This window comes from Desulfosporosinus nitroreducens (assembly GCF_023897015.1).
Lineage (GTDB): Bacteria > Bacillota > Desulfitobacteriia > Desulfitobacteriales > Desulfitobacteriaceae > Desulfosporosinus > Desulfosporosinus nitroreducens.
On the sequence record NZ_JAMHFY010000017.1, the window covers coordinates 48,172 to 72,276 of the forward strand.

The following is a 24,105-nucleotide window of genomic DNA, read 5'->3' on the forward strand; positions in this document are numbered from 1 at the left end:
TTGGGGGTTGAACGTATGTTTAATAAAATCCTATTGGCAGCCGATGGCTCGGAACACTCAATAAGAGCTGCTGAAAAAGCAATCATTTTGACGCAAAATAACCCTGAGGCAAAGATTGAGATTGTCTATGTGATTAACAGTGAGGCATCTAAAGCGGACGTATTACGTGAGTTAGATACAGACGCTATAACCTTAAAAAGGAATCAAAAGTTGCTTCCGCTACAAGAGAAGATGAAACAGGCGAAGGTTGATTTTAAGGTGAAGTTTATCCACGGTGAACCAGGGCCTGCGCTCGTTAAATATGCGAATGATGGTAAATTTGATATTGTTGTTATAGGTAGTCGGGGTTTGAATACTTTACAGGAGTTTGTCTTAGGAGGGGTTAGTCATAAGGTAGCCAAAAGGGCTAGCTGTCCTGTATTAATAGTAAAATAGACCCTTTATGGATTTCTTGACGATTACTAACCAATTGGATATTGGGTAAACTTCGCTAAGTGTCTATTATTTGAACCTTGTGGAAAATCACAGTTCTAACTTTAAATGATGGAATAGGGAAGTTTTTTTCATATAGTCAACCAACTATTTTTGACACAAACGAAAAGCCTATCATTCTGCAATTTGGAATAATAGGCTTTTCGTTTGTGTTTGTGTCATTTAGTTTTAAAATGCCTATTCCGCCAAGGCCACCAGCAGCACTATGTGATTTTCTCACTCCTATCTGGGCAAGCACAGGCTTCAGCGTTACGTCGGAGCCTGTGTTATCTTTTTTATGCGTTCAAGGCACTTTAGCGTTACTTCATTGTAAGTTTGTCTTGGGCGTAGAGCTTAATGTAAACAAATATTTAATGCGTTCGTTAAGCACATTAGTATATGTACTGCTTTAAGTCCAAAGACTTTATTCACTTCATTTGAATTGCAATCAACACTGATGAAGGAAAAGGCGAATACCTTTAATTAGCAACATTGATAGGTAACGGTAGTATAAATGAGTGCATAGATAGTATATAATTATGATGCAAACTAGAATTATTCTAATGTTATACGAGGAGTTAGAACAATGGAAAACAAATGTTTTAAAATTGTTATATCAGGAGATATATGTGTAAATTTATTACAGTGGAGAACTGATCAACAGTGTACTAAGGGTTTGAATTGGCAGTCTTATCCACATGTTCACAATAGTTTAAAAAATGGCGAGGCACTACTTTTGTCAAAGTTTGTAACGTTAGCATCTCAGGCTTCAATAAGTTCACCGCAAATTCAAGACATAGAAGCTGCGTTGCCCAAAGAACTTCTTCGTTCTACTGTAGAGTTAGAGCTTTTTCCTGAAACCCTCAATAAAAATGATAATCACAAAGTCTACCGCATCAGCCGCTATCTTGGATTTACAGGACTGACCTCTTGTAGGCCTATGTTACTACCGATCATAGATGATGACCAAAATGCAGATATGGTCATATTAGATGATGAGAATAACGGTTTTAATGCTAACGAAGAATTCTGGCCTTTAGCAATAAAAACACCTGGAAAATCACCTATTGTAATATATAAGGTGAATCATCCTACCAGTTCTAGTAAGCTTTGGCATAATATAAGAGATTTTCATATTCAAAATACCATTGTTGTTATCAATAGTGATGATTTACGAGCAAAAGGAGTTAATATTAGTAAGAGCCTTTCTTGGGAAAAGACGGCCCAGGATTTTGTGTGGCAAATGAATCATAACCCCGACCTGGCCTTCCTTGCTCACTGTCATCACCTTATAGTACCTTTCGGCCTTGAAGGTGCGATATATTATCAAAATAAAGGAGTAGCGGAATCTCAACTGTATTTCTTAACTTATGAATTTGAAGGAGGTTTCATCAAAGACAATCAAGGCAAAATGTTTGGATTAACCTCTTGCTTTGTTGCTGCGCTGTCCCGTAATATAGCTACAGGAATTTGTAATAATGAAGAACTTAGTAAATCAATAGGGGAAGGTATACGCGAAGGCATTGTTGCTGCTCAAAAATATTTTGTTTATGGTTTTGGTGAAACTATTGAGGAAAGTGCTTTTCCTAATCCATTAATCTTTAAGGAAGCCGAAAATGATTTTGTCTGTAAAGAGCATATTCAAGATGTACTGATACGTGATACAAATAATTCTTCAATCTGTGAGACTGACTGGTATATTATTAAAGACAAAAGTTCTAGTAGTTTAGCAGACATAGCTTATAATATCGTCAAAAGTGGAGAAAAAAGTGCCCTCAAGTATATCCCCATAGCACAATTTGGCAAATTAAAAACAGTGGACAGGGCAGAAATTGAGGGTTATAGAAGCATCAAAAACCTAATGACGGAGTATATTTCTACGAAAAATACGGTTCGTCCGCTGTGCATTGCTGTATTTGGAACACCAGGGTCCGGGAAATCCTTTGGGGTAGCAGAAGTAGCTTCCAGTATTGCCCCAGATTTAATGGATCAATTAAATTTTAATTTATCTCAATTTCAATCATTGGTAGACTTATTTGCTGCCTTCCATAAAGTCCGAGACCTTTGCCTGAAGGGAAAAGTTCCGCTAGTTTTTTTTGACGAATTTGATTCGGCTTTTGAAGGAAATCTAGGTTGGTTAAAATATTTTCTAGCACCTATGCAGGATGGGGAATTTAGAGAAGGAGATTCTATTCATCCTATTGGGAAAGCTATTTTTGTCTTTGCCGGTGGCACCAGTAGTACATTCCAAGAATTTGGCGGAGAAGATATTACGGATGAATTGGAATATAAACAATTTCTGAAAAAATTTCAAAGTGCTAAAGGTCCAGACTTTGTAAGTCGTCTAAGAGGGTACGTAAATATTCTCGGACCTAATCAAACAGATGAACAGAAGGATCAATTATTCATTGTTCGTAGAGCAATGCTATTGCGATCCCTACTGGAACGCAAAGTACCTCATCTATTAAATGAGCGAGGGGAAGCTCAAATAGATAATGGTATTTTACGAGCAATGCTCAAAGTTACACGATATAAACATGAATCCAGATCAATGGAAGCCATCTTAGAGATGAGTATGCTAACCGACAGTAAAAAATGGGAGCAATCACATTTGCCTTCTAAAGAACAGTTGAAATTACATGTTGATGAAGAACAATTTTTACGTCGTTTAATGCATGATGCTTTCTATAGTGAGAAATTTGAAAGTTTGGCAATGGATCTTTATAGGCATACTTTGCTCAACAAAGATAAGAATGAATCAGAATCAAATTGCCTAAAATCCTGGGAAACTCTTTGTAATGAACAGAAAGAGTCTATCTACGAACAAATAAAGCATATTCCTGATGCTTTGCATAGGATTGATTACGATATTATCTCTGTTAAGGAAAAACTCGAAGCTGTAACATTTACAGAACGTGAATTAATTGCTTTAGCTGAATACGAGCATGAACGTTGGTTACTTCAAAAAAAGGAAGCTGGCTGGAAACTAGATGCTATTATAGATGAAGAGAGAAAATTACACCCTTTACTAGTACCTTGGAAAAAATTATCCGACAATAACAGAAATGAATTAATTGCAACGATTAAATTTTGGCCAGAAATCCTGGCAAATTCAAACTTTAAGATAGAACGACTCAAGTTTCTTTCTTATTGTGAGACTGCACTTTAATTTTCCCCAAAAAGAGCCTTTGGGGAGGCGATGTCGCGTTCTGTAAAGCTTTGGCTATGGTCGGAATAGGTTTTGGCGCGATTTCAACCGAGGTCGCCGACCGGTTCAGCGATTCCATCCCTGCCTTTGTCACGCAGGGAATACGCCAGGGCATTACTCGATGTTGCTTCTTGTATGGGGGAACGCAGGCCTGTTGTAGCCGTATCGTCGTTTGCGGAGGGAAATTTAAAGGATAGAGTGAAAAACGTCTTAACCGGACGGAAATATTCTTATATAGCTTCCTTCGCTGCGGGTGCTGTAGTAATCATTGCCGGAACTGTATTGCTTACAGGGGCACCTACCAAGAGCGAAGATATCAGTCCCGGCGTAAGTATAACCGAAACTCAGGATGAAGGTGCTGAAGCAGAAGTTATCAGTCTGGTCGAGAATTTCGGCAAAAAACTTCAGACGGTTTCCCTTACAGCGCCTAGAGATTACGTAAACAAAAGTATCCAAGAGAACTACGGAGATCTAGTATCCCCCGAGCTTTTGTCGGCATGGCAAAAAGATCTTCAGGATGTTCCGGGCAGGGTGGTTTCGAGTCCATGGCCGGATCGAATAGAGATTCTAAGCATTCAGAAATCATCATCAGAGTATGACGTGAAGGGCGAAATCTTAGAGATAACGAGTGTGGAGATACAAAATGGTGGTGTTGCCGCCAAGCGGCCAATTGATCTTAGGGTAAGGAAAGTCGAGAATCGCTGGCTGATTACTTAGGTCAAACTTGGTGCCTACGAAGTAGGATTATAGTGGGGCAGAGCTCTTAATCATGGGTGAGACTACAGCTGGCCTTGATCCAATGGCGCGCAACGACTTTTAGACATCCTTGCTACCCTGATCCAAGATGAGCGTAAGTCCGTCTTTTTTTTCACCCATATTACCCCGGCTTTAGATAAGATTGCCGACTATGTGTCGTTCATTAATCAGGGTTATGCATCCGTTGTATTTTGCTGGTATAGATCAAGGTACAAAAACTCAAATCAAAATTGGTGATGTGCCAGCAACACTACATGAGAGTGAAATTGCCAAAGTAAATGCCATTCAATTCATAAAGAATGGTATTGAGTACACGGCTGGCACCCGATATGATGGGGGTATTTCGCTTGATGACTTGAAAAAAATCTGCGCAAGTATAGTTGTTCCTGTGAACAACCCCCCTGCAAAACTTTTATATTGATAAAACGGTCCTACAGCTTCTGAGGGGTTAAGTTTTAAAACCCTTCAACCGGGAGATATCGTCGTTCCGCAGGGGCATAAGTTCCAAGTCGCATCTTCCAGAATAAGCACCGAAGGAGACAAAAAGTCAGAAGCCTTTACATTGTCCTATACTACCGCAGGAGCATCATATTTAGATGTAGAGATAGCGTTCGGAGAACCGACTCCAGTATTAACGCCTGACTCTGATTTTGATACAAAACAAATCGGCGGAACTGAAGTTAAACTACGGTTGAAAAACAACATTCAAGGGTTGCCAGCCGCTAAATTTATAATCCCCGAGAAGGGTTTGGAATGTATAGTTTATTCGACGGTGCAGGAATTTGAAGTAGAGAAAGCGGCGGAATCAATTTTACAAGCTTATGCAAAGCTGTAACAATGAGACATCACTTTAGCTTTAACAAGAGATTAGGTATTCAAAGTAACCTGAGCTCTTTTAGGTTTTCAATGGGGCTCTTAAACGTGTATTTCAACCTTGACATATGTAGATGGCCGATATATTATCATATATAGATTATCTACATATGGAGGTGTAAATATGGCAATCGATAAAAGTCTTTTAACAGGAAGTACCAGTATGCTTATCTTAAAGCTGCTTGACGGAACGGATATGTACGGCTACCAGATGATTGAAGAACTTAGAAAGAAGTCAAACAATGCTTTTGATTTAAAAGCAGGAACATTATATCCACTGCTCCACACCTTAGAGCAGAAAAATATGCTCACTTCTTATGAAGAGGTCGCTGATAACGCTAGAGTACGGAAATACTATAGTATTACTAAACACGGCCGCCAGCAGTTGAAGGAGAAAAAAGAAGAATGGAAAGTATACACCGCTGCGGTAAATGATGTTTTAGGAGGTGCAAGTTTTGCAACAGCCTAGCAAAATTACCGAGTATTTAGAAACTGTGCGCCAACAGATACGTTGGAAAAAGGCTCAGCTTCCTGTTTTAGAAGAAATAAATAACCACATCATCGATCAAAAGAATGCCTTCATTAGTGAGGGACTCAGTGAAGAGGAGGCAGCCGACAGGGCAATCGCCGAGATGGGCGATCCTGTTGTTGTCGGGGAACAGCTTGACCGAGCCCATAGACCCAGGCCGGATTGGCCGCTACTTGTAATGACAGCTGCAATTCTTCTTTTGGGGCTTGCCATTCAAGTTTTGATTGGACCTAATCATCGTAATAACGGAGCAGAGATGTTTCAAAAACAGTTTATATGAGCAGGCATGGCAATGTTGGTGATGATTGCTGCCTATTTAGTAGATTTTACAATTATCGGAAGGTTCCCATGGGTTATATTTTTTGGACTTTGCGCCATAATAGTCGCTAATTATTTGTTTACGAGAGTACATATCAGTTCGATCTATGCGATAAATCTCTTGTTGTTTTTTCCTACCGCTTATGCTGGATTTGTTTACAAAATGCGAAATCATGGGTATGCCGGATTTGTCCTATGTGGGGTAATTATTATGATTCCAGCCTACTTAGCCATACTCGGGCGTCGGGGGCTTAATGAAACGGTTTTCTTTTTGCTCTGCACATCCTGCCTTATTATTTTGACGGCCGCTGTTACAAAAGGCTGGTTTAATGTAAGAAAACTATTGGCATTGTTGATTATGTATACCTCAACTGCTGCTGTTTTGCCTACCCTGTTTTTCATGACAATGGGCGAGGGGTATGTCACGAGGAGAATCCATGTAATATTGAATCCAGCCTTTGATCCGACAGGGTATGGATATATTGGAACCGTAATACAACGGTTCTTGTCTCATGCTCAGTTTATTGGCCAAGGCTTGCCGTTAAGTGGTTTTGAGCAATATACGACATTACAGCTTTTGCCTGATGTCAATACAGATTTTCTTTTAACTTATTTGATTTATAGATTCGGATGGATTGTGCTTATTGGAATAATCATGATATTGTCACCTTTTATTATACGTGCCCTTATTCTGTGTAAGAAGCAAAAAAGTGTACTTGGTTTTTTGGTTTCACTCGCGATTATCTCCGGCTTTGCCTTACAGTGTATAATCTATATTGCAGCAAATTCAGGTTTATTCTTCTTTTCTCCATTGTCGTTGCCCCTAATTTCTTATGGAGGGCAAGCTCTGGTTATCAATATGTGCTTGATTGGCTTGCTGCTTTCAGTATTTCGGACAGGGGATTTGGTGGGGGATCAAGCCGGGTTAGCGGCGACCAAGTCAAGTCGCTTTATTCAATTTAATCATGGACAGATTATTATTAATCTAAAGCTAAATAAATAACATTATGATATAGTCACAGTGATGATACTTGATAATAAATCGGCTGTTGAAGTCGTTGTAAGCTGGAACAAGAGCACCTTTGAGACAATATCAGCGCAACCGCTCTACTGATCGGTTTAGTTTATATCATTCAACCAAGAGTCGGTTGTTTATAAGATTGAAAAAAGGTATTATCAAAACATAGGCAAGGAGGGCTATCAAAATGGTCACCTGGAGTAACGATAGCCGAGTACCTACTCGGTGGAACATGCTAAGGGGCGGTCATTGTTTGTCGAGTAAGGTATATAAATACAAGGGCGACAGGGAAACAACGTAGCGTGGTTTCATCAGACCAATATCTTCCGCTTAAATGTCTATAACTTAAATTTTTCGAAAGGTCGATTTGATGAAAATACATAATATGGGCTATTTGTGATATAATTGATTGTACAACTCTATATGGCAGGGATGGGTGGCCAATTCCCCTAATGAAAGGGGGTGAGGCCAGTGGACCAATGGTATCAAACGCTAACAGCAATGATTGCATTTGCAACATTAATAGTTTTGATACTTCAGTTTGCTTACAATATGACGAAAAAGTAGCCCACCCTGAAAAGTAGCTACTTTTTCGTTACCCCATTATGGCCGCCTCTTGCGGTTTGTGTTGTACAGCTAGGATGTTTGCAGCATCCTAGCATTATTTTATGCAGGTTCTTATGAAATAATTATATATCCTTTTGAAAAATTGAGCAAGTACGGATGAAAGTCGCTTTTTTAGTATCTTCTTCCTTGATTATTGTTACAAAATTGTACGACAATGCCAATCCGTCCACCATAGAGGTCGCCCAAACCCCTGATGACTTAACCGCCGAGCAAGCCGGGTATAGTTCCCATTATCCTAAACTGGAAATTCTCAATGGAACGACCAAGCTCATTTGGACTAGGGGAGACGCCAACTACACTTCGCAGCCTGGCGTGTTGATTGGTAATACGAATTTCGGTTTAGGAATTGACGAAGCGATGAAATGACCAGTCAGTGTGGTTAAGCCAGAATCATGGCTTGAGTTCATGGCTGAGGAGGTTGCGGGCTTAGATAAGCCAACCTAAGATGGTGTTAGAGTTGGCGACCTATTAAAGCGAAGCAACGAATTATCGAAACTGAATAATTTAGACTTTTCTAAGTATATGGGTCAACGAGTCAAGATGTATACGGCTCAAATTGAAACTGGTGTCCGTGAATCAAATTATGACGTAGTCCTCTTCCTAGCCGAAAATAAAGTGGTCGGTTATTGGATTGATGCTGGAATGAAGGACCCTAAGCAAAACAGACCTAATTTTAATGTATTAGTCAATCTCCTAATAGCGAGATAAAATGATTCTTCAAAGATAGGCTTGTGTCATTACCTCCAGATGCTTTCGGGGATCAAGGGGAGCTGTCTCTCCATAGAAATGTAATTTCATCCGAGGAATTTGGCGCAATCATAAAAATTATTAACGCAAGGCTAAGCGCCAGGAAAGCAAGGGCCTTAATGAGATAATCGCGCCTGCGGATATGAGTGCGTTCATGTTCCAATATATAGGAAAGATCGGCCTCGCCGATATGAACCGGCACATAAATTTTGGGGCAGATAAATGCATTGCAATGAGAACGCCTGCTGAGATTATGTTAGATCCTGATTCCTAAGGCAGAAACGCTATGCAGGATCTCGCCCCATTCAGCCAGCATCTGGTCCAGGTATTCCAAACCTGTCGGCGTAAGGCGATAGTATTTGCGCGCCGGCCCGTTTAAAGATTTTTTTTCCTCGATTTGGGTATAGCCAGTGGCGTTCAAGCGGCGCAGAATGGTATAGATTGATCCTTCATAAACATCAGGGAAAACAAGGCGTATTGATTTCATCAGCTCATACCCGTAAAGCTCTTCGTCTTTCAGCTGATAGAGGATGCACATTTCCAGCACCCCTTTTTTCATTTGGGTATCCATATCACCAGCCTCCTAGACATTGGCGACAATTGTGTCGGCCAGCAGGTCATGGAGCGCTTTATGCTCTTTGGTTAACAGAATGGTAACGATCGATATCAACGGTACGATCGGAATAGAATTGATCAGAACTTTCCCCAAAAGTTCCCGGCTGAAAATACCGCCTTTTGTCAACGGGCCTGAATCAGAGCGGCGCACTTTGAGACGCATGAGCTTTTTACCGACGGTCTGCCCCTTAAAAATGAGGGTTGCGGCCACCGAATACAGCAAATAGAAAGCAAGAGCCAGTAAAGCGGCGGCAATGGAAAGAGTAGTTGGTCTCAGGACGCTCTCACGAACGTTTTCCCGGACGTTTTCCTGGCTGCCCTCCGGTATCGTTATTGAACTACCCGGACTGCTTTCTACCACAGAAAAACTCTGGAAGGTTGCATAACCGGTATAAACAAATGCTCCGCCTAAAGGGGAAGGATACATCATCAATAGAAAGAAGGTCAGTACGGCACTGCCTAAAAAGCTCGTTACAATAAAAGCCGGCAGTACGGCAATTACAGCATCAATCAAAAACGCACATAACCGGCGGCCCGGATTGGCAATGTGTTTATCCGGCTTCTCCGTCTGACCCGTTTCAGTTTGCGCTTGTTCCTGAAGCAGCGCTTTAGCTAAATAAGCGGGCGAGCCGAGTCCCTCGGATATTTCATCGTCGGTTTTTCCGTCCTCTCTGCCGGACACAAAAAAACTTTCGTAATCAGTTAAAATATCCATCACCATCTCAGGCGCAAGTCGTCCCGCAAGGTTCTCCTTCAGCTCCCGCAGGTATTCAGACTGTGTCATTATTATCCCTCCGCTACTAATTATGAAATAGTATGATGCCTTTAGTATACCCAACTACTGTTTAATAAACAATAGTAAAGATGAAAATATTCTGTCTAATTGTCGGAGATGATTCAAAACGTCTCAAGGAATCGATGAAGGTGGCTGGAATATGGAAATAATATAAAAAAAGCATTGGATTCTTCTGTTATCCAATTGCCCCAGAAGTTAACTACTACCCCTATATGAATATTATATTGGGAACCATTGACAAACAACGATTACTTATGTAATATGTACTCAAATAGATTACGGATGTAATATGTTTTTGCTTAAATCATACATAATAAGAGGTGGGTATATTATGCAGAAACTACCGCAGATATCGGATGCCGAATGGCAAGTCATGAAAGCAATATGGTCCCAAGCGCCTTGTACGGCCAATCAGGTTATTGAATATTTGTCCGAAATTGTAACCTGGCAGCCCAAAACAATCAAGACGCTGATTAATAGGCTGCTGAAGAAAAAAGTCCTGGGATTTAAAATTGATCCGCAGGATAAAAAAACCTACCATTACTACCCGCTACTCTCGGAAAAGGAATGCGTCAGAGCGGAAAGCCAATCATTTTTGCATCGCGTCTTCGACGGTTTACCCCAGATCATGCTTGCCAACTTTATTGAGGAATGCGAATTAAGTCGAGAAGATATCGCCGGATTGAAGCAAATCCTCGAAGAAAAGGAACAGAAAAAGACAACGTAAAAAGCAAAGTAAAAAACAAAGTAGGGAGGGGACGGATTTTTCATGAGTTTCTTGCTCCCGGTTTTTCAATGGGTGCTTAACGTTTCTGTCATGGCCGGCATTCTGACGATCGTGATCATCTTGCTCAAGCTGCTGTTGGGCAATAAATTAAATGTAAAGTGGCACTCCTGGGTCTGGTTTTTGGTCATGATCCGCTTGCTGGTACCCTATGCGCCGGAGACTCCTTTCAGCGTCTTTAATCTTTGGGGCTTTTTTTCCAGCGCACCCAATTATACGATGTCTGAACAGCAGATTAATCTTATTGACAATTCTGGATCAGCGCAAAATAACGGCGGTAATCAGCCTGATTTACATAACGGGGTCATCGGAACCACTCTGCCGGACAGTTCCGGTTCGCCAAACAGCACGAATACGCATGATTTTTACTTACTGCTCTTCTGTGCCGTCTGGTTGGCGGGAATAGCGGGATTTGGTTTTTTGACCCTGGTGAAAGAAAGAAAGTTTATACGCGAACTGAAAAATTACCGGCCTTGCGCGGACGAAAAAATCTTAGCACTTTGCGCCTCCTGTCAATGCAGGCTGGGCTTGTCGGGTAGCCTGGTTATCCTCGAAACGGATAACCGCAAATCACCATCAGTTTGCTGCTTAATCCACCCCAAATTGCTGATGCCTGCGGGAATCGGAACTCAGCTGACGTATGCTGAACTCGAGTATGTCATACTCCACGAACTGGCTCATCTCAAACGAAAAGATACGGCTGTCTATTTTTTAATAAGCATCATGCAGATTATTCACTGGTTCAATCCCGTGCTGTGGGTTGCATTTTCTCGCTGGCGTCAGGACAGTGAAATAGCATGCGACGCCTACGTTTTATCCAAAATAGGAGCCAACCATTCCGGCGACTACGGACGGGTTATCATTAAACTGCTGGAGAACTGCTCCCGCAAAAACGCTTATGGTACTGTCGGCCTGCTTGGGCGCAAGTCCCAAATACAAAGGAGGATAACCATGATTTCCTTATTCGGCAAGGGATCCTATAAATGGTCGGTTTTATCTGTAGCGCTGATCCTTGTCTTAGGTGCCGTTTTGCTGACCAACGCTCAAACAATGAACGGTGAGGATACGGCAGATGCAGCCTTGAAAGCATACGAATCGCACATGCTGGATGTGGACAAGGATATTGCCGGTTCATTCCAGTTATCTTTGGCGGATCTGAAAAAAGTCGATGAACAACCACTGTACGATCAACAGGAAGAACAGTCTGATTCAACTCTGCTGGGCGTTTTGTCCCAGGTTAGAAGAACTCTGGATTACGGGGATATCAAACCGAGCGCCTATTTAAAACAGGACGGCCAGAGCGGCTACATTCTGCAAAAAAAGGCCGACGGTACCAATCATTTATACACGATCGCTTATAAACAGGGATGGGCCATTATTAAAACCGACAGCGCTCCAGGCCAAAAGATGTCCAAGGTCATTGATGAAATTGGAGACAAGGTATATTCCCCGCTTACGGAGGCCCAGCTTAACCAATATTTGGCGGAGAACAAGATATCGCCGCTGGCGGTTCAAAACATCGGCAATTTTACTGTCGTGCTCGATAAAGTCAAACGTGAGGATAAAAGTGACCAGGAAAAAAATATTGTTCCGGAAAACATAAGCACCCTGATAGAAACGAGGCGTCTGACTGCCGATCAAGATGGAAACATCATTCATCATGGCGGAGGCAGCGGAGACGACAATTCAGATATTGTGCCCGTGTCCATCGGTGTAAGCGGCGGCAGTTCTCAGTATGGCCGCATTATGTATGCCAGAGTGATTATTAATGACAGTAATCTTTTAAAAGATGCTGATAGGATAACGTGCTATTACGCCAACAACATAACAACAACGACGCCGGTCGATAATCAGAAGGCCTTCATTATTCCCTTACCGCAGGAAAAGGCGGAATTGCTCAGGCAGGAAGCAAGAAAATTGACCAATGTGATCATCAGCGATAAAAACGGGAAGGTGCTATTTGATCAGAATGAATGGACCAAAAACTGAGCTTTCATTATCCGTTACAAAAGGGCGGTCCCCGAGGATATAAAACTGATCACCCTCAGCGATTACCGCGGCGGCAAAAGGCCGGTAATTCTGCGGAGATGGACGATCGACCAGCTCTACGGCGAATGAAGATAATATAATTGACGCTAAAACGACGAACAGCCGTCGAACGCTTAAGCAGTATTCGACGCCTGTTTTTTTGTATTGTTCATCCACCCTGGAAGTTATCTGAAATGATGGAAGGAGAATTGTAATGCTGGAAAAAACATATAACAGTATGAATGAACAGATTTCGGTTGACCAGGGTCTTATTAGCAACACCCTGATGTCAGTCCAGAACACCAAAAAACGGGAAAAACCAAACCTCTTTATCGCAGGCCTATTGTAATTGCAGTTGCTTTTGCCTTGTGCTTGGTTTTGGCTGCGCCTGTAATGGCTTCAAACTTACCTGCCATTTACCAATTGATGTATTTGGTATCTCCTGAGGCAGCACAGTTCTTCGTACCGGTACAGAAGGCTTGCAAGGATAATGGAATCCGCATGGAGGTTGTTACCGCGAATATTCATGACAATACGGCAGAAATTTATATTACGCTGCAGGATCTTACCGGCGACACTCTGGGGGACTATGACGGAATCGAGCATGGCTGGCAATCGGGTTATTACCATAGAAGCTATCCTCAGATTCTGTTCCTGTCCGAAAATGGTCGGAATCTGGAGCCTCACCTGTCGGAGACCTATGGTTTCGGTCCGTCGTACAGAGTATCCCGGGATGGGAAAACGTGGGCAGGGCTTATTTTGACGGCATATCGGCCAATACGCTCCAAGTTAAATTAACGGATATTTATGCTTCTTACAATCTGAAAGAAATCATTCCTTTAGACGGGGTAAAGGATAAGCTGGATATCAATCGGAAATTGCCGGTTCACAGCTACAGCGTTGACCTGAAGTCTTTCACCCAAGGCAAAGACAAGGGAACCTGGGTTTTGAACTACCGTGTTTTGGATTCAGCCGGCCGATCGGTGGATGGCGCTGCCCTTAAAATAATAGGCTGGGGATCAGGCAGGAAGATGCAGTGCTTAATATTAAACTTGACCATTCAAATAAACCTGGTGCCAACAGCACTGACAATCAAATAATGGCTGTTGTTAAGGAATATTACATGACCTTTGGCGATGCCCTGAAGAGCAATGACCTTGCCGTTTTGTCGCAGAAATACGGCTACCTCTTACCAACGGGCCAAGACGGGGACGAGGTTAACGACTGGCGGCACGATTTCCAGGTGTGGAGTCCTTTTGGAATAAGAGATTATTCCGTTTCTTTCAATGATCCCATCTTCACCGTGACGGCGACACGGCCACGGCAGATATAATGGGACAGGAAAAAATTGTGCGTAACGAGGGCAATTCGGGTTCGGTCTTTATTACCGAGTTTTCTTTGGCAAAAGAAGATGGAATTTGGAAAATAATGAAGATCGATGAATTGACTGATGCTGAAATAGGGGAGTGAACTGATTAGAATCATCCGGCATCCTCAATGGACTGCCCAAGTCAAACGTTAGGATATTCTGATCACGATAGTTACACGTTGGAATTAAACCGGAAATAAAATATCCAAATCCTGATGCAAAGTAAGAAATAAACAAGGAGAAGACTATGGGAGAAAACAAGCATCAAAAGCAATCCCCAAAAATACAGACTGGTATTATTGGCATGGTGCTGACTTTAAGCATAATCTTGGGAGTTGGCTGCACGAAATTCCCAGTCACCGAGGAAAACGGACAAAAACCGCATGATAATATTCGCGGCAATACAATTCCGGTCGCTCAAGAAAATGTTGAGAACCTGCAAGGCAATATATTGGGTAATCTTGTGATTCGTAATAGTATGGTGGCAGAGAAAGGGAACACGCATTATTTTATATATTATATAGCCGGGAGTAGTGATGAATCCACTGGACTTTATAGTCAGGAACTAGACGATACACTTGCCAAAACACTGGTTACTAATGAGAGTTCTATCGTATTGCCTCAAGTATCGGGGGATTTTGTCTATTATCTTAGCAGCGGTAAGGGATTGTGCCGGATCAACACCAAAGCTCGGGAGGCGAAAGAAGAGGTTGTCGCTCCGTCGGCTGGCAGATATTCAATCTATGATCATTGGGCTTATTTTTGGAAGGGAGCCGAAGACAGTCTCTATTATATGGATTTGACGGATATTAAGAACCCTCCCCAGAAAATCGCCGAATTCCCAGATTCGGATTTGGATTTCCTTGCGGCGCGGGGTGATTTCATTCTTGCCGTGGCAAGGTTGGGCAACCCACAGCAAAGAAACATGTCTACTCAGATTTGGAAGCTGTCTCCGGACGGAGAAAAAAAGGAACTTCTCACGGCAACGCCCAATTGGCCGGATACTGATATTCAGCCGTATAAGAATCACATTTATTACTATCAGGACAATGCGATCTGGCGCACAAACCTGGAAGGGGAAAATAAAGAACAAGTCTATACGTCTAACAATTCTATAAGTGAATTTATTATTTATGCTGATCGCATCTATTTAGTGGAAGGAAATGAACATGATCCGCATATGTATATTTCTGTTGACTTGGAAGGGAAAGACAAACGCCTCATTTTTAATTTGCGGGGACCGAAAGGAAATTTGGGTGAAGACTAATCTAAAATAAACAGTATCTTTGATGAAATGCATATACAGAGATTTAACGTGACCAGGGAATATTTATATCTAACGGGAGCCGGTTATAATTCCGGTCAGATTTGGTTATCGCGAATACCCATTGCCGGGGCTGCCGAGGAGAAAAAAGCAGAGACGTTAGTCGGTTGGAGATGGAGATCTGTAGATTATTTTATCCAAAAGCAGTAATGACCTACTCGTTATGTCATTATGCGAATAGCTAAAATGTTCTAAGAAAGTGAAAGACGGTATCATAGAACGACTTCTTTTGTAATTTCTATGATATCGCCTTTAAACTTTTGGCAATGGACACGGATAAAAAGAGAAATGGAATAGAGAGTGTGGTCAAATATGAAAAAATTAATCATCAGTATGGTTTGTTTTGTCATGGTATTGACAGGTTGCTCAAGTACTAGTAAGAGTGAAAATGATGTCTCTGTACAGACCAATAATCCTGACGGAATCAATACTTCAGAAAATAATCAACAATCTCAATCGGCAAGTAACTCTAATACATATTCCAGTTTACTTAGAGATATCGAGACTTCTCAAAGCAAATTTGACAAGGGCTATTATGATTATCAAGGGAATATAAACAATAACATTCCAGTTCAAATGAGCATTTACCCCTTAGAAAACGATATAGTCGGATCATATTTTTATGAGAAACAGAGAAAAGAAATTGAACTGAAAGGAAAAGCAGGGGAAAATATTATGATCCTCTTCGAATACGATGACACGGGTAAAAATACAGGTATCTTTCAAGGAACGATGGAAACGGTTGATAGAATTGCAGGAACCTGGACCAGTCCAGACGGTAAAAAGAGCTACCCATTTGCATTAGCACTTAAGAGTATCCTCCCTGGAGTTGAATATGGCAAAAGATATGGGGTAACTGAAAACGACCAAGAGGTAGAGGAATTTCTAAATGTGATCCAAGGCTATATCCTTAGCGGCAATAAGGCTAAGCTGGCCGAACAGATAGTATATCCCATATATGTTAAGGTTGACGGGGAAGTCACTAAACTACATAACAACGATGATTTCATTCAAAATTATGATCAAATTTTTTACCCTGAGTTTAAGCAAGTAGTTAGCAATGCTTTCACAAAGTATTTATTTGCAAATTCACAAGGGATAATGTTTGGTGAGGGAATGTACAATATCTGGATAAACGAGGTGATCCCTACGGGTAGGAAGCCTCAGTTAATGATTTCTGCTATCAATAATGCCTAACATGAATAGGAAATAGTGCTGATGATGGTTAATGGTTATAGCAAATAGTGTCTTCACCGAGCGCCTGCAGTAGTGGCTTTGCACTTTAAGAAAAAAATCACTAAATATAGATTAATGATCAAGGAGCGATAAATGGTAATGATGATTATAGCCACCTTAGCAGACGATAGCGATAAAGTTTTTATGCTTAATTTGTATAAGGACTATTATGGTCTCGTAAGGAAGATCGTTTACAATATAACCCATGATGCGGAGAATATCGAAGACCTGGTAAACGATACTTTTCTCAAACTCCTCGCAAAAATCTCTTTACTTCGTACCTTTGAGAGTTGCAAAACCGCTGCTTATGTTGTCTATACTAGTAGAAGTGTGGCAATCAATTTCATTAAACACAGAGATGTAGCGAACAAGCATGTATATTATGGTGGAGAAAAAGACCTGAGGGAAGCGCTTGTCGTCCTTGAAGAGACCATAGAAGAGAGAATAATTCATCAGGACGAAATAAAAGAGATGGGAAATATCATCTTAAGACTTCCCAGAAGCAGAAAGAGCTGTTGTATTTCAAGTACTTTCTGGAGATGGATAATGCGCAACTGGCGGAAGTTCTGGGAATAGCCTCAGGCCAGCGTCCGAGAGTATTTGACCAGAGCACGCAGAAACGCTAAAAAACTTATGGATAAGGAGATGGCTAATAACCATGGCTTACAACAGCCCCCAGCAAATCCGTAAGAAGCTTTATGAGGAATATGAAGACAGTTTGTTCAGGCTGGTTATGCATGATGCTGGGCAAAACGAAGGCAAGCTGTTTCTGGAAGAAAAAGAAACCTTAAAAAATGGCCCTGAGTCGTTACCTTCTGAGGAGGCTTTCCAACGATTCAACCAACAACTGGAGGCTCATTTTAGAAAGAGGAGAGCGAATATTGAAAAGGGGCACATTTTAAAGGTCATTAACCGATCCGCGGTGATTATATTTGTGGTGATGGTACTTTCTTTAACCGCCGTGGCAAGTGTACAGGCTTTGAGAGTCAGAGTGCTGAATTTATTATTGGACATTCAGCCGAAATACACGTCGTTTCAATTAAAGGAGAGCGGGAGTAGTTTGGGCGGCGGAAGCCCGGTTGTAGACTGGACAAAGACTTATGTTCCTACCTATATACCTGATGGATATCAGATCAGTAACATAGCCAACAGCGAACTCTTCAAAAAAATCGTTTTTGAAAACCAGGACAAGGATTCGCTTATCACTTATATGGAATTAAGTGAAGGCAATAATCCTGCAGTGGATACGGAAAATGCTTCTGTATTTAAACCAATCAGTATCAACGGGCACGAGGGAACGCTTATCGTAAAAAACTCTATGGTTACAATTGTCTGGGAAATGGATAATTATATGTTTATCATACAGACTCAAACGAGGGAAGAGATTGCTGTAAAGATAGCTGAAGGAGTGAAATATATAGAATAAAAAAATACAGTTCAGGAACCTTCTTTCAATAGCTCCCTGCCGATTAATAAAAAACTGATGACAAACTGCTTCATGAGCAGGCACCATTGATCAAAGAGATAAGATTTGGACAGCAAAATAATTAGGCAAAATGCGGGCTGGTTTGAACTTGACCTATAAAATCGTCATTGTGCTGGAGGGGGATTGAGATGATGAAGTTAAGTGATACTTGGAGGCAAAATAAACTGGTTTTGGGTATCGTTTTGATTGTGATTATGGCTGTAAGTCTGATTTGGACTGAAAACACAGATAACAGTGCATATATTGATAATAAATCAGCTGTTGAAGTCGTAAAGCTGCATTTGGATGATCTGAAAAATAATTTTGGCGTCGTCAGCTTTTCCGTCAATAGTGTCAAAGAAGTTTACAATGAGCAGCATCTTAAAAATATCCTAGGGGATGAAGACGCCGTCAAAATGGGACTGAAAAAAGAAAATATCGCCTTAATCGATGCCTATATCAATGTTCAGTATGATGGTACCAGGGTTCCTAATAGCAGTGGGGAGAACAAGTATATAGGATTTACGTTAATCAGGGAGAATGAAAGCAAGCCGTTGCTGATAGCGAATTCCGGTCACGGGATGGGCGGAGTTTCGTTGATTGACTTCCAAAATCCCCGACCAGCAGAGAGAGCGGAGCTTTACGTGTGGAAGAATAGGGAGCTTACCGGCAATGACAATGCCTATTTTACGGTGCTGGACGGGACCAATGGAAACGAGCAAGAAAGCAAAATCTATGATCTTGCTGCGGCAACCGATAGCATCGATCGTGTCAACTTAACTCTAACAGAAACGCCTAACTTAACCGATCTTGCCATCTATCAGTTGAATACCACCGATTTTACCAAGCAAGAAATGCTGGAGATCGCTGATAAAATTATTATCAACGCAGACAATCACGTGATCAGCATTGGCGTTTGGGAAGAAAGAAAAAAATGAGGCAAGGCCCGTCTAAGCGAACCTTTTTTAAGGAAGGCATAATGCTTTTATGTTTATTGGTCAGTTGTAAGCTGGACCAAAAGCACCTTTGCGACAGTATCTGCTACTACCTTTAATTTTGTTTTATTTATCCGGGAAATCTCGTCCGGCAAATCTTTTCCGTTCTCATCCATAGTTGGATATTGAGTAATGGTTAGGGCAGGAATACCTACTTTCTCAAACGAAAAAAAATCGCTCATAGGCCCTTTTTGAATTTCTATATCATAATTTGCGAATAACTTAGAAACTTCATTCTCCCTGCCGTTGCTAGTTCCTAAAATGGCTTCATTAGTGCCCTCTTCGCCGATGCAATCTAAATTCAGGTTAGCTATTATATGTTGGCGTTCATTATCTGTCAACTTACTTACATAGTATCGAGAGCCATACAAGTAGTTCTCTTCTCCAGAGAATAATATAAAACGCACCTCTCTTTGAATAGAATAATTTGCGATTTGTCTTGCTATTTCCATTAATACTGCGACACCTGATGCGTTATCTATGGCACCCGTGCTATGGATGGTTGTATCATAGTGGGCGCTTACAATTATAATGTCTTGACTATCTGGGGCAGCAGGTTTTTTTATTGCTATTAAGTTTTGACTTGTTCCCTCTGGTTCGCCAATCGTAAAGTCAAAAAAATTTCCGGTTTGAAAAGGAGTATTCTTGAGCTTGAGGGTTTGCAATATGTATGGAAATTCTTGAACTTCAGTATTATAGCCGTATGATTCCAACTCTAACTTTAAATTTCTATATACCGCTTTTTCTTCGTTTGATCCAATTGGGCGTGGTGTCACACAGATCTTTTCGATAGTAGTCATCATTTTGTTTTCATCTGTAGACAAAGAATTTATATCATCTGGACTCATATGAGATGTCTTACCCAAAGTGACTGTATCAGGAGTTGGTGTGGGCTCGTAATTTTTCTTAGGATGGTCACACCCGATAAGCATGAAGGAAATTACTCCTAATAATAGGATAAATCGTAGAAGATTTGGTTTACTGTTTCCCTTGGTTTTATACAATAGATTTTCCCCCTATCGTAAATATAAGTACGTGAAATATGATCATGAGTAATAGCAAAAATATCGTTAGTGTAAATAGAACTTTTTTTAGGCTCTAATTATTCATGGGTTTCTTCTCGCTCATATCCTATCATTAAAACAGATGTGTACTGAGTTCCTGTTATATTAGAGAAGACAACTCGGACGAGCTTTCGCAACATAATTTATCGAAATATTTATTAATACAAGGGTTGTTTCCGGTCATTCTGTGGGGAGGGTTTGATTATAAAAGATCATTGATAAATAGACTTACATATGTAATAATAACTACAAATGTAATTTTAATGAGGTGAAATCATGTCGGAAATACCTAAGATTTCAGAGGCTGAGTGGGAAGTAATGAAAATAGTTTGGTCCAAGGCCGTTCCATGTACTGCCAATGAAATCGTTGATGCTCTAGGGAATTTTTCAGATTGGAAACCGAACACTATAAAAACACTCATCACAAGATTGGCGAAAAAAGGTGCTTTGGGGTTTAGAGAAGAACGTAGAATATATTGGTATTATCCGCTGATAACTGAAAATAAGTGCATCAGGTCGGAGACTAAATCCTTTGTCAAACGAGTTTTTGGGGGAGCAATAAAGCCAATGTTGGTTACCTTCCTGCAGGAGGAAAAACTTTCCCAGGAAGAAATCGAAGAGCTTAAACGTATCCTTGAAGAAAGGAAGTGGTAAAGATGTCCCATGTCTTTAGTTTAGTTCCTTTCTTCGATTGGATTGTTTGGACTTCAGCCAAAGTTAGTGTCTTCATCATCTTTTTGTTGCTCGTAAAATACCTATTTAGAAATAAGCTGGGGGCAACCGTGAATTACCTGCTATGGTCTGTTGTCATTGTGGGTTTACTATTACCTTGGACACCGCCAAGTTCGTTCAGCATATACAATTTAGTCGGACTTTCAACACAAAACTCCATTGCAGGAACGATGAGTCCTAATCTTGATCAAAACTTTGGCCAAAATAGTACAATCCTCTCTAAACCCAATGCTACTGAGGACAATAACCTTGATTATGCATTTGGTGAATCAGAACCACAGAACCGAATAAGCCTGCGGTCCATAGCTGCCGCTCCCTTAACCCATCAGTGTTTGTTCCTATTCTGGATTATGGGTATTTTTGCCTTGATTATTTCCACAATTGTTGTGAATATAAGATTTTCACGCTCTATTAAAGGTCAAACCATTAATAATTGGTATTTACTGGCTGGATTAGAAGGCGTAAAAGAAAAACTAAACATAAAGAGAGATATTCCTTTAACGTTAACCCAGGCCGTAAGAACTCCATCTCTGTTTGGGTTGTTTAAACCGAGATTATTATTGCCGGTATCCCTTCTAAACCATTTTAACTCGGAACAGCTTAAGCATGTTTTTGTTCATGAGTTATTGCATTTGAGGCACAGGGATATCATTGTAAACTGCCTGGTGCAGGTGCTATTAATTCTACACTGGTTTAACCCCATTATTTGGTACGCCTTTACTAAATTGCGAGAAGACCAGGAAATTGCTTGTGATGCAATGACTGTAAAATACTTCGGAGCAAATAGCTCTAAGGACTATGCGGATACCCTTATAAAATTGCTGGAAAGCTATGGCGGGTCCCCGAGAATGGCAAACCTTGCGGGCCTTTCCGGCTCAAAATCGCTAATTAAGCGGAGACTTATCAGCATCAGCAATTTGCGCCAAAGCTCTTTAACTTTTACGGTAGTTATTGTTGCAATTGTAATTTTAACCGGCTTTGTGACCTTCGCTAATGCTAAAATGCTTCCTGCAACAGAGAACATTCATTTATCGCTGCCCGCATCGGCCAAGCAAACAGCCGGAGAACAAACCAATCTTCAAGCGTCAAACAGTTTGCCAGCCTCAAGACAATCGATCAGTATCAATGATGATTCGCCGTCAGGTAGTTTCTGGAGTCCCAATAGTCAAAATGCAGTCTCAGCTCAAGTGTCGTCTTGGTTAAAGACTGTCAAACCATATACGACAAAAGTTCCGAATACTGATTATGTTGATAATGTCGTTCATTACAATATCGGACCAGCCGCACTGCATATAACTGGTTCAGAGCAGTTTGAAACCCTGATTTATCCTGCTTGGTACGTCAAAATCGACGGACAGGAAGTCGATGATGGCTCCATAACCCATAATATAAATTACATACAGGACGTAGTCGTCATGATCGAGACAAGAACCAACTACGTTAGCTATTTAGAATCAGGGCCGTTATATAATTGGTTGAAAAACGGGGAATGGAAGACGGAATTTAGCCAAAACTCTGCCCTCGCTCCTCTTTACCAGACCAATAAGAATGGACAGACATATGGTTCCGCTTTTGCTTCCAGTATTATTGGCAACCCACAGCCGGAGCTAATTAGTGCCGGAAAGGATGGTACCTCAGGTTACGTATATTATGAGGATCTCATGGGTGGGCCACAGCCTAAAACACCTGAGGAAGCGATAGCAATGCAAGAAATGGGTAAATTTGAAAAAAGAGCAATTCCGCTGTATGCTGCAGATGGTAAAACAGTTATTGGTTCATTCTAATCATAACCAGGATATTTCTGAGAGCTTGGTTGGGTACGATAATAGCCCCTCACTTGAAGAGAAGGAATTCAAGGAGCAGGCTGATAAGTTCGTGCGAAATATTGAGCAGAACCCTCATGGATTCGTGCTACTTCTACGTGTAGTCTAAATTAGGTACTCATGGAATTGGCTTGCCTTAAGGTCAAATTCGTCAGCGCCGACGAATTTGACCTGCTGCCGGAACTTCTCTAAGGATTTATTTTGGTTTCAGAACACTGTTTTTAGGCCTTTTCAATTTCACATTATTTATATAAATGACAAGGAGAAAGAAGTTCAGGGGAAGTCAGCATTGAAACATTGCTTAAATTATGTGAGGCACTGGACATCACGCAGGATTACCTCCTGCTGGGTATTTTCAGATACACGAATGACAGTCTGTTTCCCAAATTAATCAAAAAAATCAAGCTGTGTGATGAGAAAAAGCAGCTATATTTAAATTGATTTGGAGGAATTCATATGAAAGTAAAGGCTTATAAAATAAATGCATTTGCTAAAACAGTGGAAGGTGGAAACCCGGCAGGCGTTGTGATAAATGTAAATTCATTATCAGAAAATGATATGAAAAAGATAGCTGGCATCCTTGGATTAAGCGAGACCGCTTTTGTCATGAAGTCTGATATTGCAGACTATAGAGTGCGTTTTTTCACACCGACTGAAGAAGTTGATTTATGTGGGCATGCTACAATAGCGGCTTTTTCAACATTATTAAGTGAGGACTATATTAAACGTGGAAATTATACGCAGGAAACAAAAGCAGGTGTTTTGAATGTTGAGGTTATGGCGGACTCATCAATCATGATGAATCAGACGAAGCCTAGTTTTTATGAGGCGGTAGAAAAACAAGAAATAGCAGATTCTTTAAATATTTCTGTAGATGACATGAATGAAAAATTGCCTGCACAGATTGTATCGACAGGGCTCAGAGATATCATAGTCCCGATCAGAAGTATGGAAGTATTGAATGGCATAAAGCCCGATTTTGAAAAGGTTTCAGAAATCAGCAAAAAGTACAACACAATTGGTTATCACTTGTTTGCTCTTGATTCGCTCTATGATTCAAATGCACATTGTCGCAACTTGGCTCCTCTTTATGGTATTCCTGAAGAGTCAGCTACTGGGACGTCAAACGGTGCATTGGCTTGTTATTTGCTTAAATATGATCAGCTTAAGCACGAACACGTAAAAAACATGGTTTTTGAGCAAGGATACTCTATGAACATGCCATCGGAGATTATGGTTTCTTTAAGCGTGGAAAACAATGAAATATATGAGGTCAAAGTGGGTGGAAAAGCTCTGAACTTATCGAGAATAGAAGTTGAACTATAAA

Annotated in this window: 28 protein-coding genes and 1 pseudogene; 25 read left to right on the forward strand and 4 right to left on the reverse strand. The window is 40.9% G+C overall.

From position 1 onward, the window contains the following. Positions 1–15 precede the first annotated feature (15 nt). The 10 genes and pseudogenes from M8E35_RS17345 to M8E35_RS17390 all read left to right on the forward strand — a co-directional run bounded on the left by M8E35_RS17345 (position 16) and on the right by M8E35_RS17390 (position 8,166). Positions 16–435: a universal stress protein gene (locus M8E35_RS17345; protein ID WP_252470609.1), complete on the forward strand. Its 420-nt coding sequence runs from the start codon at positions 16–18 to the stop codon at positions 433–435. A gap of 622 nt (positions 436–1,057) precedes the next feature. Then, the gene (locus M8E35_RS17350; protein WP_252470611.1) at positions 1,058–3,640 is read left to right on the forward strand and encodes a RyR domain-containing protein; all 2,583 of its coding nucleotides are present in this window, start codon (positions 1,058–1,060) and stop codon (positions 3,638–3,640) included. A gap of 72 nt (positions 3,641–3,712) precedes the next feature. Beyond that, positions 3,713–4,396, forward strand: a complete 684-nt coding sequence (locus M8E35_RS17355; protein ID WP_252470613.1) for a hypothetical protein — start codon at positions 3,713–3,715, stop codon at positions 4,394–4,396. Between the two features lie 37 nt (positions 4,397–4,433). After that, positions 4,434–4,609: pseudogene (locus M8E35_RS17360) on the forward strand (sodium ABC transporter ATP-binding protein); the annotation flags it as partial. Between the two features lie 10 nt (positions 4,610–4,619). Further along, a complete protein-coding gene (locus tag M8E35_RS17365) occupies positions 4,620–4,856 on the forward strand; it encodes a hypothetical protein (protein WP_252470615.1) in 237 nt (78 codons plus the stop codon). Between the two features lie 141 nt (positions 4,857–4,997). Then, positions 4,998–5,270, forward strand: a complete 273-nt coding sequence (locus M8E35_RS17370) for a hypothetical protein (protein WP_252470617.1) — start codon at positions 4,998–5,000, stop codon at positions 5,268–5,270. Between the two features lie 162 nt (positions 5,271–5,432). Beyond that, a complete protein-coding gene (locus M8E35_RS17375) occupies positions 5,433–5,777 on the forward strand; it encodes a PadR family transcriptional regulator (protein WP_252470619.1) in 345 nt (114 codons plus the stop codon). Next, complete coding sequence (locus tag M8E35_RS17380) at positions 5,764–6,117, forward strand: permease prefix domain 1-containing protein (RefSeq protein ID WP_252470621.1); 354 nt, start codon at positions 5,764–5,766, stop codon at positions 6,115–6,117. Before M8E35_RS17375 ends, M8E35_RS17380 begins: the two co-directional genes overlap by 14 nt. A gap of 12 nt (positions 6,118–6,129) precedes the next feature. Further along, a complete protein-coding gene (locus M8E35_RS17385; protein ID WP_252470623.1) occupies positions 6,130–7,158 on the forward strand; it encodes an FtsW/RodA/SpoVE family cell cycle protein in 1,029 nt (342 codons plus the stop codon). 738 nt (positions 7,159–7,896) lie between these two features. Continuing rightward, on the forward strand, positions 7,897–8,166 hold the full coding sequence (locus tag M8E35_RS17390) for a hypothetical protein (RefSeq protein WP_252470625.1): 270 nt from the start codon (positions 7,897–7,899) through the stop codon (positions 8,164–8,166). Between the two features lie 394 nt (positions 8,167–8,560). Here M8E35_RS17390 and M8E35_RS17395 read toward each other — a convergent pair whose 3' ends face one another. The 3 genes from M8E35_RS17395 to M8E35_RS17405 are packed head-to-tail and all read right to left on the reverse strand — an operon-like array spanning position 8,561 to position 9,946. Next, positions 8,561–8,767, reverse strand: coding sequence for a M56 family metallopeptidase (locus tag M8E35_RS17395; RefSeq protein ID WP_309446481.1), 207 nt, complete (start codon positions 8,765–8,767; stop codon positions 8,561–8,563). Between the two features lie 36 nt (positions 8,768–8,803). After that, the gene (locus tag M8E35_RS17400; protein ID WP_252470629.1) at positions 8,804–9,118 is read right to left on the reverse strand and encodes a PadR family transcriptional regulator; all 315 of its coding nucleotides are present in this window, start codon (positions 9,116–9,118) and stop codon (positions 8,804–8,806) included. Between the two features lie 12 nt (positions 9,119–9,130). Beyond that, complete coding sequence (locus tag M8E35_RS17405) at positions 9,131–9,946, reverse strand: RDD family protein (RefSeq protein ID WP_252470631.1); 816 nt, start codon at positions 9,944–9,946, stop codon at positions 9,131–9,133. 343 nt (positions 9,947–10,289) lie between these two features. Here M8E35_RS17405 and M8E35_RS17410 point away from each other — a divergent pair, with 343 nt between their 5' ends. The 12 genes from M8E35_RS17410 to M8E35_RS17460 all read left to right on the forward strand — a co-directional run bounded on the left by M8E35_RS17410 (position 10,290) and on the right by M8E35_RS17460 (position 19,102). Beyond that, complete coding sequence (locus tag M8E35_RS17410) at positions 10,290–10,685, forward strand: BlaI/MecI/CopY family transcriptional regulator (protein WP_252470633.1); 396 nt, start codon at positions 10,290–10,292, stop codon at positions 10,683–10,685. A 42-nt stretch (positions 10,686–10,727) separates the two neighbouring features. Next, positions 10,728–12,731 carry a M56 family metallopeptidase gene (locus tag M8E35_RS17415; protein ID WP_252470635.1) on the forward strand — a complete coding sequence of 668 codons (2,004 nt, stop codon included), beginning with the start codon at positions 10,728–10,730 and terminating at the stop codon, positions 12,729–12,731. Positions 12,732–12,984: 253 nt separating this feature from the next. Further along, positions 12,985–13,119 (forward strand): hypothetical protein, encoded by a 135-nt coding sequence (locus M8E35_RS26555; RefSeq protein WP_289710895.1) that lies wholly within the window; start codon positions 12,985–12,987, stop codon positions 13,117–13,119. 44 nt (positions 13,120–13,163) lie between these two features. Next, positions 13,164–13,568: a hypothetical protein gene (locus M8E35_RS17420; RefSeq protein ID WP_252470637.1), complete on the forward strand. Its 405-nt coding sequence runs from the start codon at positions 13,164–13,166 to the stop codon at positions 13,566–13,568. Continuing rightward, positions 13,514–13,870, forward strand: coding sequence for a hypothetical protein (locus tag M8E35_RS17425; RefSeq protein WP_252470639.1), 357 nt, complete (start codon positions 13,514–13,516; stop codon positions 13,868–13,870). Before M8E35_RS17420 ends, M8E35_RS17425 begins: the two co-directional genes overlap by 55 nt. Before the next feature lie 232 nt (positions 13,871–14,102). Continuing rightward, positions 14,103–14,240 carry a hypothetical protein gene (locus tag M8E35_RS17430; RefSeq protein WP_252470640.1) on the forward strand — a complete coding sequence of 46 codons (138 nt, stop codon included), beginning with the start codon at positions 14,103–14,105 and terminating at the stop codon, positions 14,238–14,240. A 146-nt stretch (positions 14,241–14,386) separates the two neighbouring features. Then, positions 14,387–15,406 carry a DUF5050 domain-containing protein gene (locus tag M8E35_RS17435; RefSeq protein ID WP_252470642.1) on the forward strand — a complete coding sequence of 340 codons (1,020 nt, stop codon included), beginning with the start codon at positions 14,387–14,389 and terminating at the stop codon, positions 15,404–15,406. A 48-nt stretch (positions 15,407–15,454) separates the two neighbouring features. Further along, positions 15,455–15,613 (forward strand): hypothetical protein, encoded by a 159-nt coding sequence (locus M8E35_RS17440; RefSeq protein WP_252470644.1) that lies wholly within the window; start codon positions 15,455–15,457, stop codon positions 15,611–15,613. Positions 15,614–15,775: 162 nt separating this feature from the next. After that, positions 15,776–16,660 (forward strand): putative periplasmic lipoprotein, encoded by an 885-nt coding sequence (locus M8E35_RS17445; RefSeq protein ID WP_252470646.1) that lies wholly within the window; start codon positions 15,776–15,778, stop codon positions 16,658–16,660. 132 nt (positions 16,661–16,792) lie between these two features. After that, the gene (locus tag M8E35_RS17450; protein ID WP_309446480.1) at positions 16,793–17,275 is read left to right on the forward strand and encodes an RNA polymerase sigma factor; all 483 of its coding nucleotides are present in this window, start codon (positions 16,793–16,795) and stop codon (positions 17,273–17,275) included. A gap of 82 nt (positions 17,276–17,357) precedes the next feature. Then, the gene (locus M8E35_RS17455) at positions 17,358–18,125 is read left to right on the forward strand and encodes a DUF4367 domain-containing protein (RefSeq protein ID WP_252470648.1); all 768 of its coding nucleotides are present in this window, start codon (positions 17,358–17,360) and stop codon (positions 18,123–18,125) included. Positions 18,126–18,313: 188 nt separating this feature from the next. Further along, complete coding sequence (locus tag M8E35_RS17460) at positions 18,314–19,102, forward strand: hypothetical protein (RefSeq protein ID WP_252470650.1); 789 nt, start codon at positions 18,314–18,316, stop codon at positions 19,100–19,102. A gap of 53 nt (positions 19,103–19,155) precedes the next feature. Here the strand turns inward: M8E35_RS17460 and M8E35_RS17465 are convergent, their stop codons facing one another. Then, complete coding sequence (locus M8E35_RS17465; RefSeq protein WP_252470652.1) at positions 19,156–20,163, reverse strand: M28 family peptidase; 1,008 nt, start codon at positions 20,161–20,163, stop codon at positions 19,156–19,158. Between the two features lie 333 nt (positions 20,164–20,496). On the opposite strand from M8E35_RS17465, the gene M8E35_RS17470 reads away from it, so the two are divergent. The 3 genes from M8E35_RS17470 (at position 20,497) to M8E35_RS17480 (ending at position 24,104) form a co-directional block, all read left to right on the forward strand. Continuing rightward, positions 20,497–20,877, forward strand: a complete 381-nt coding sequence (locus M8E35_RS17470) for a BlaI/MecI/CopY family transcriptional regulator (protein ID WP_373887460.1) — start codon at positions 20,497–20,499, stop codon at positions 20,875–20,877. 2 nt (positions 20,878–20,879) lie between these two features. Next, on the forward strand, positions 20,880–22,739 hold the full coding sequence (locus M8E35_RS17475) for a M56 family metallopeptidase (protein WP_252470656.1): 1,860 nt from the start codon (positions 20,880–20,882) through the stop codon (positions 22,737–22,739). Between the two features lie 495 nt (positions 22,740–23,234). Beyond that, positions 23,235–24,104, forward strand: a complete 870-nt coding sequence (locus M8E35_RS17480) for a PhzF family phenazine biosynthesis protein (RefSeq protein WP_252470658.1) — start codon at positions 23,235–23,237, stop codon at positions 24,102–24,104. Position 24,105 lies beyond the last annotated feature (1 nt).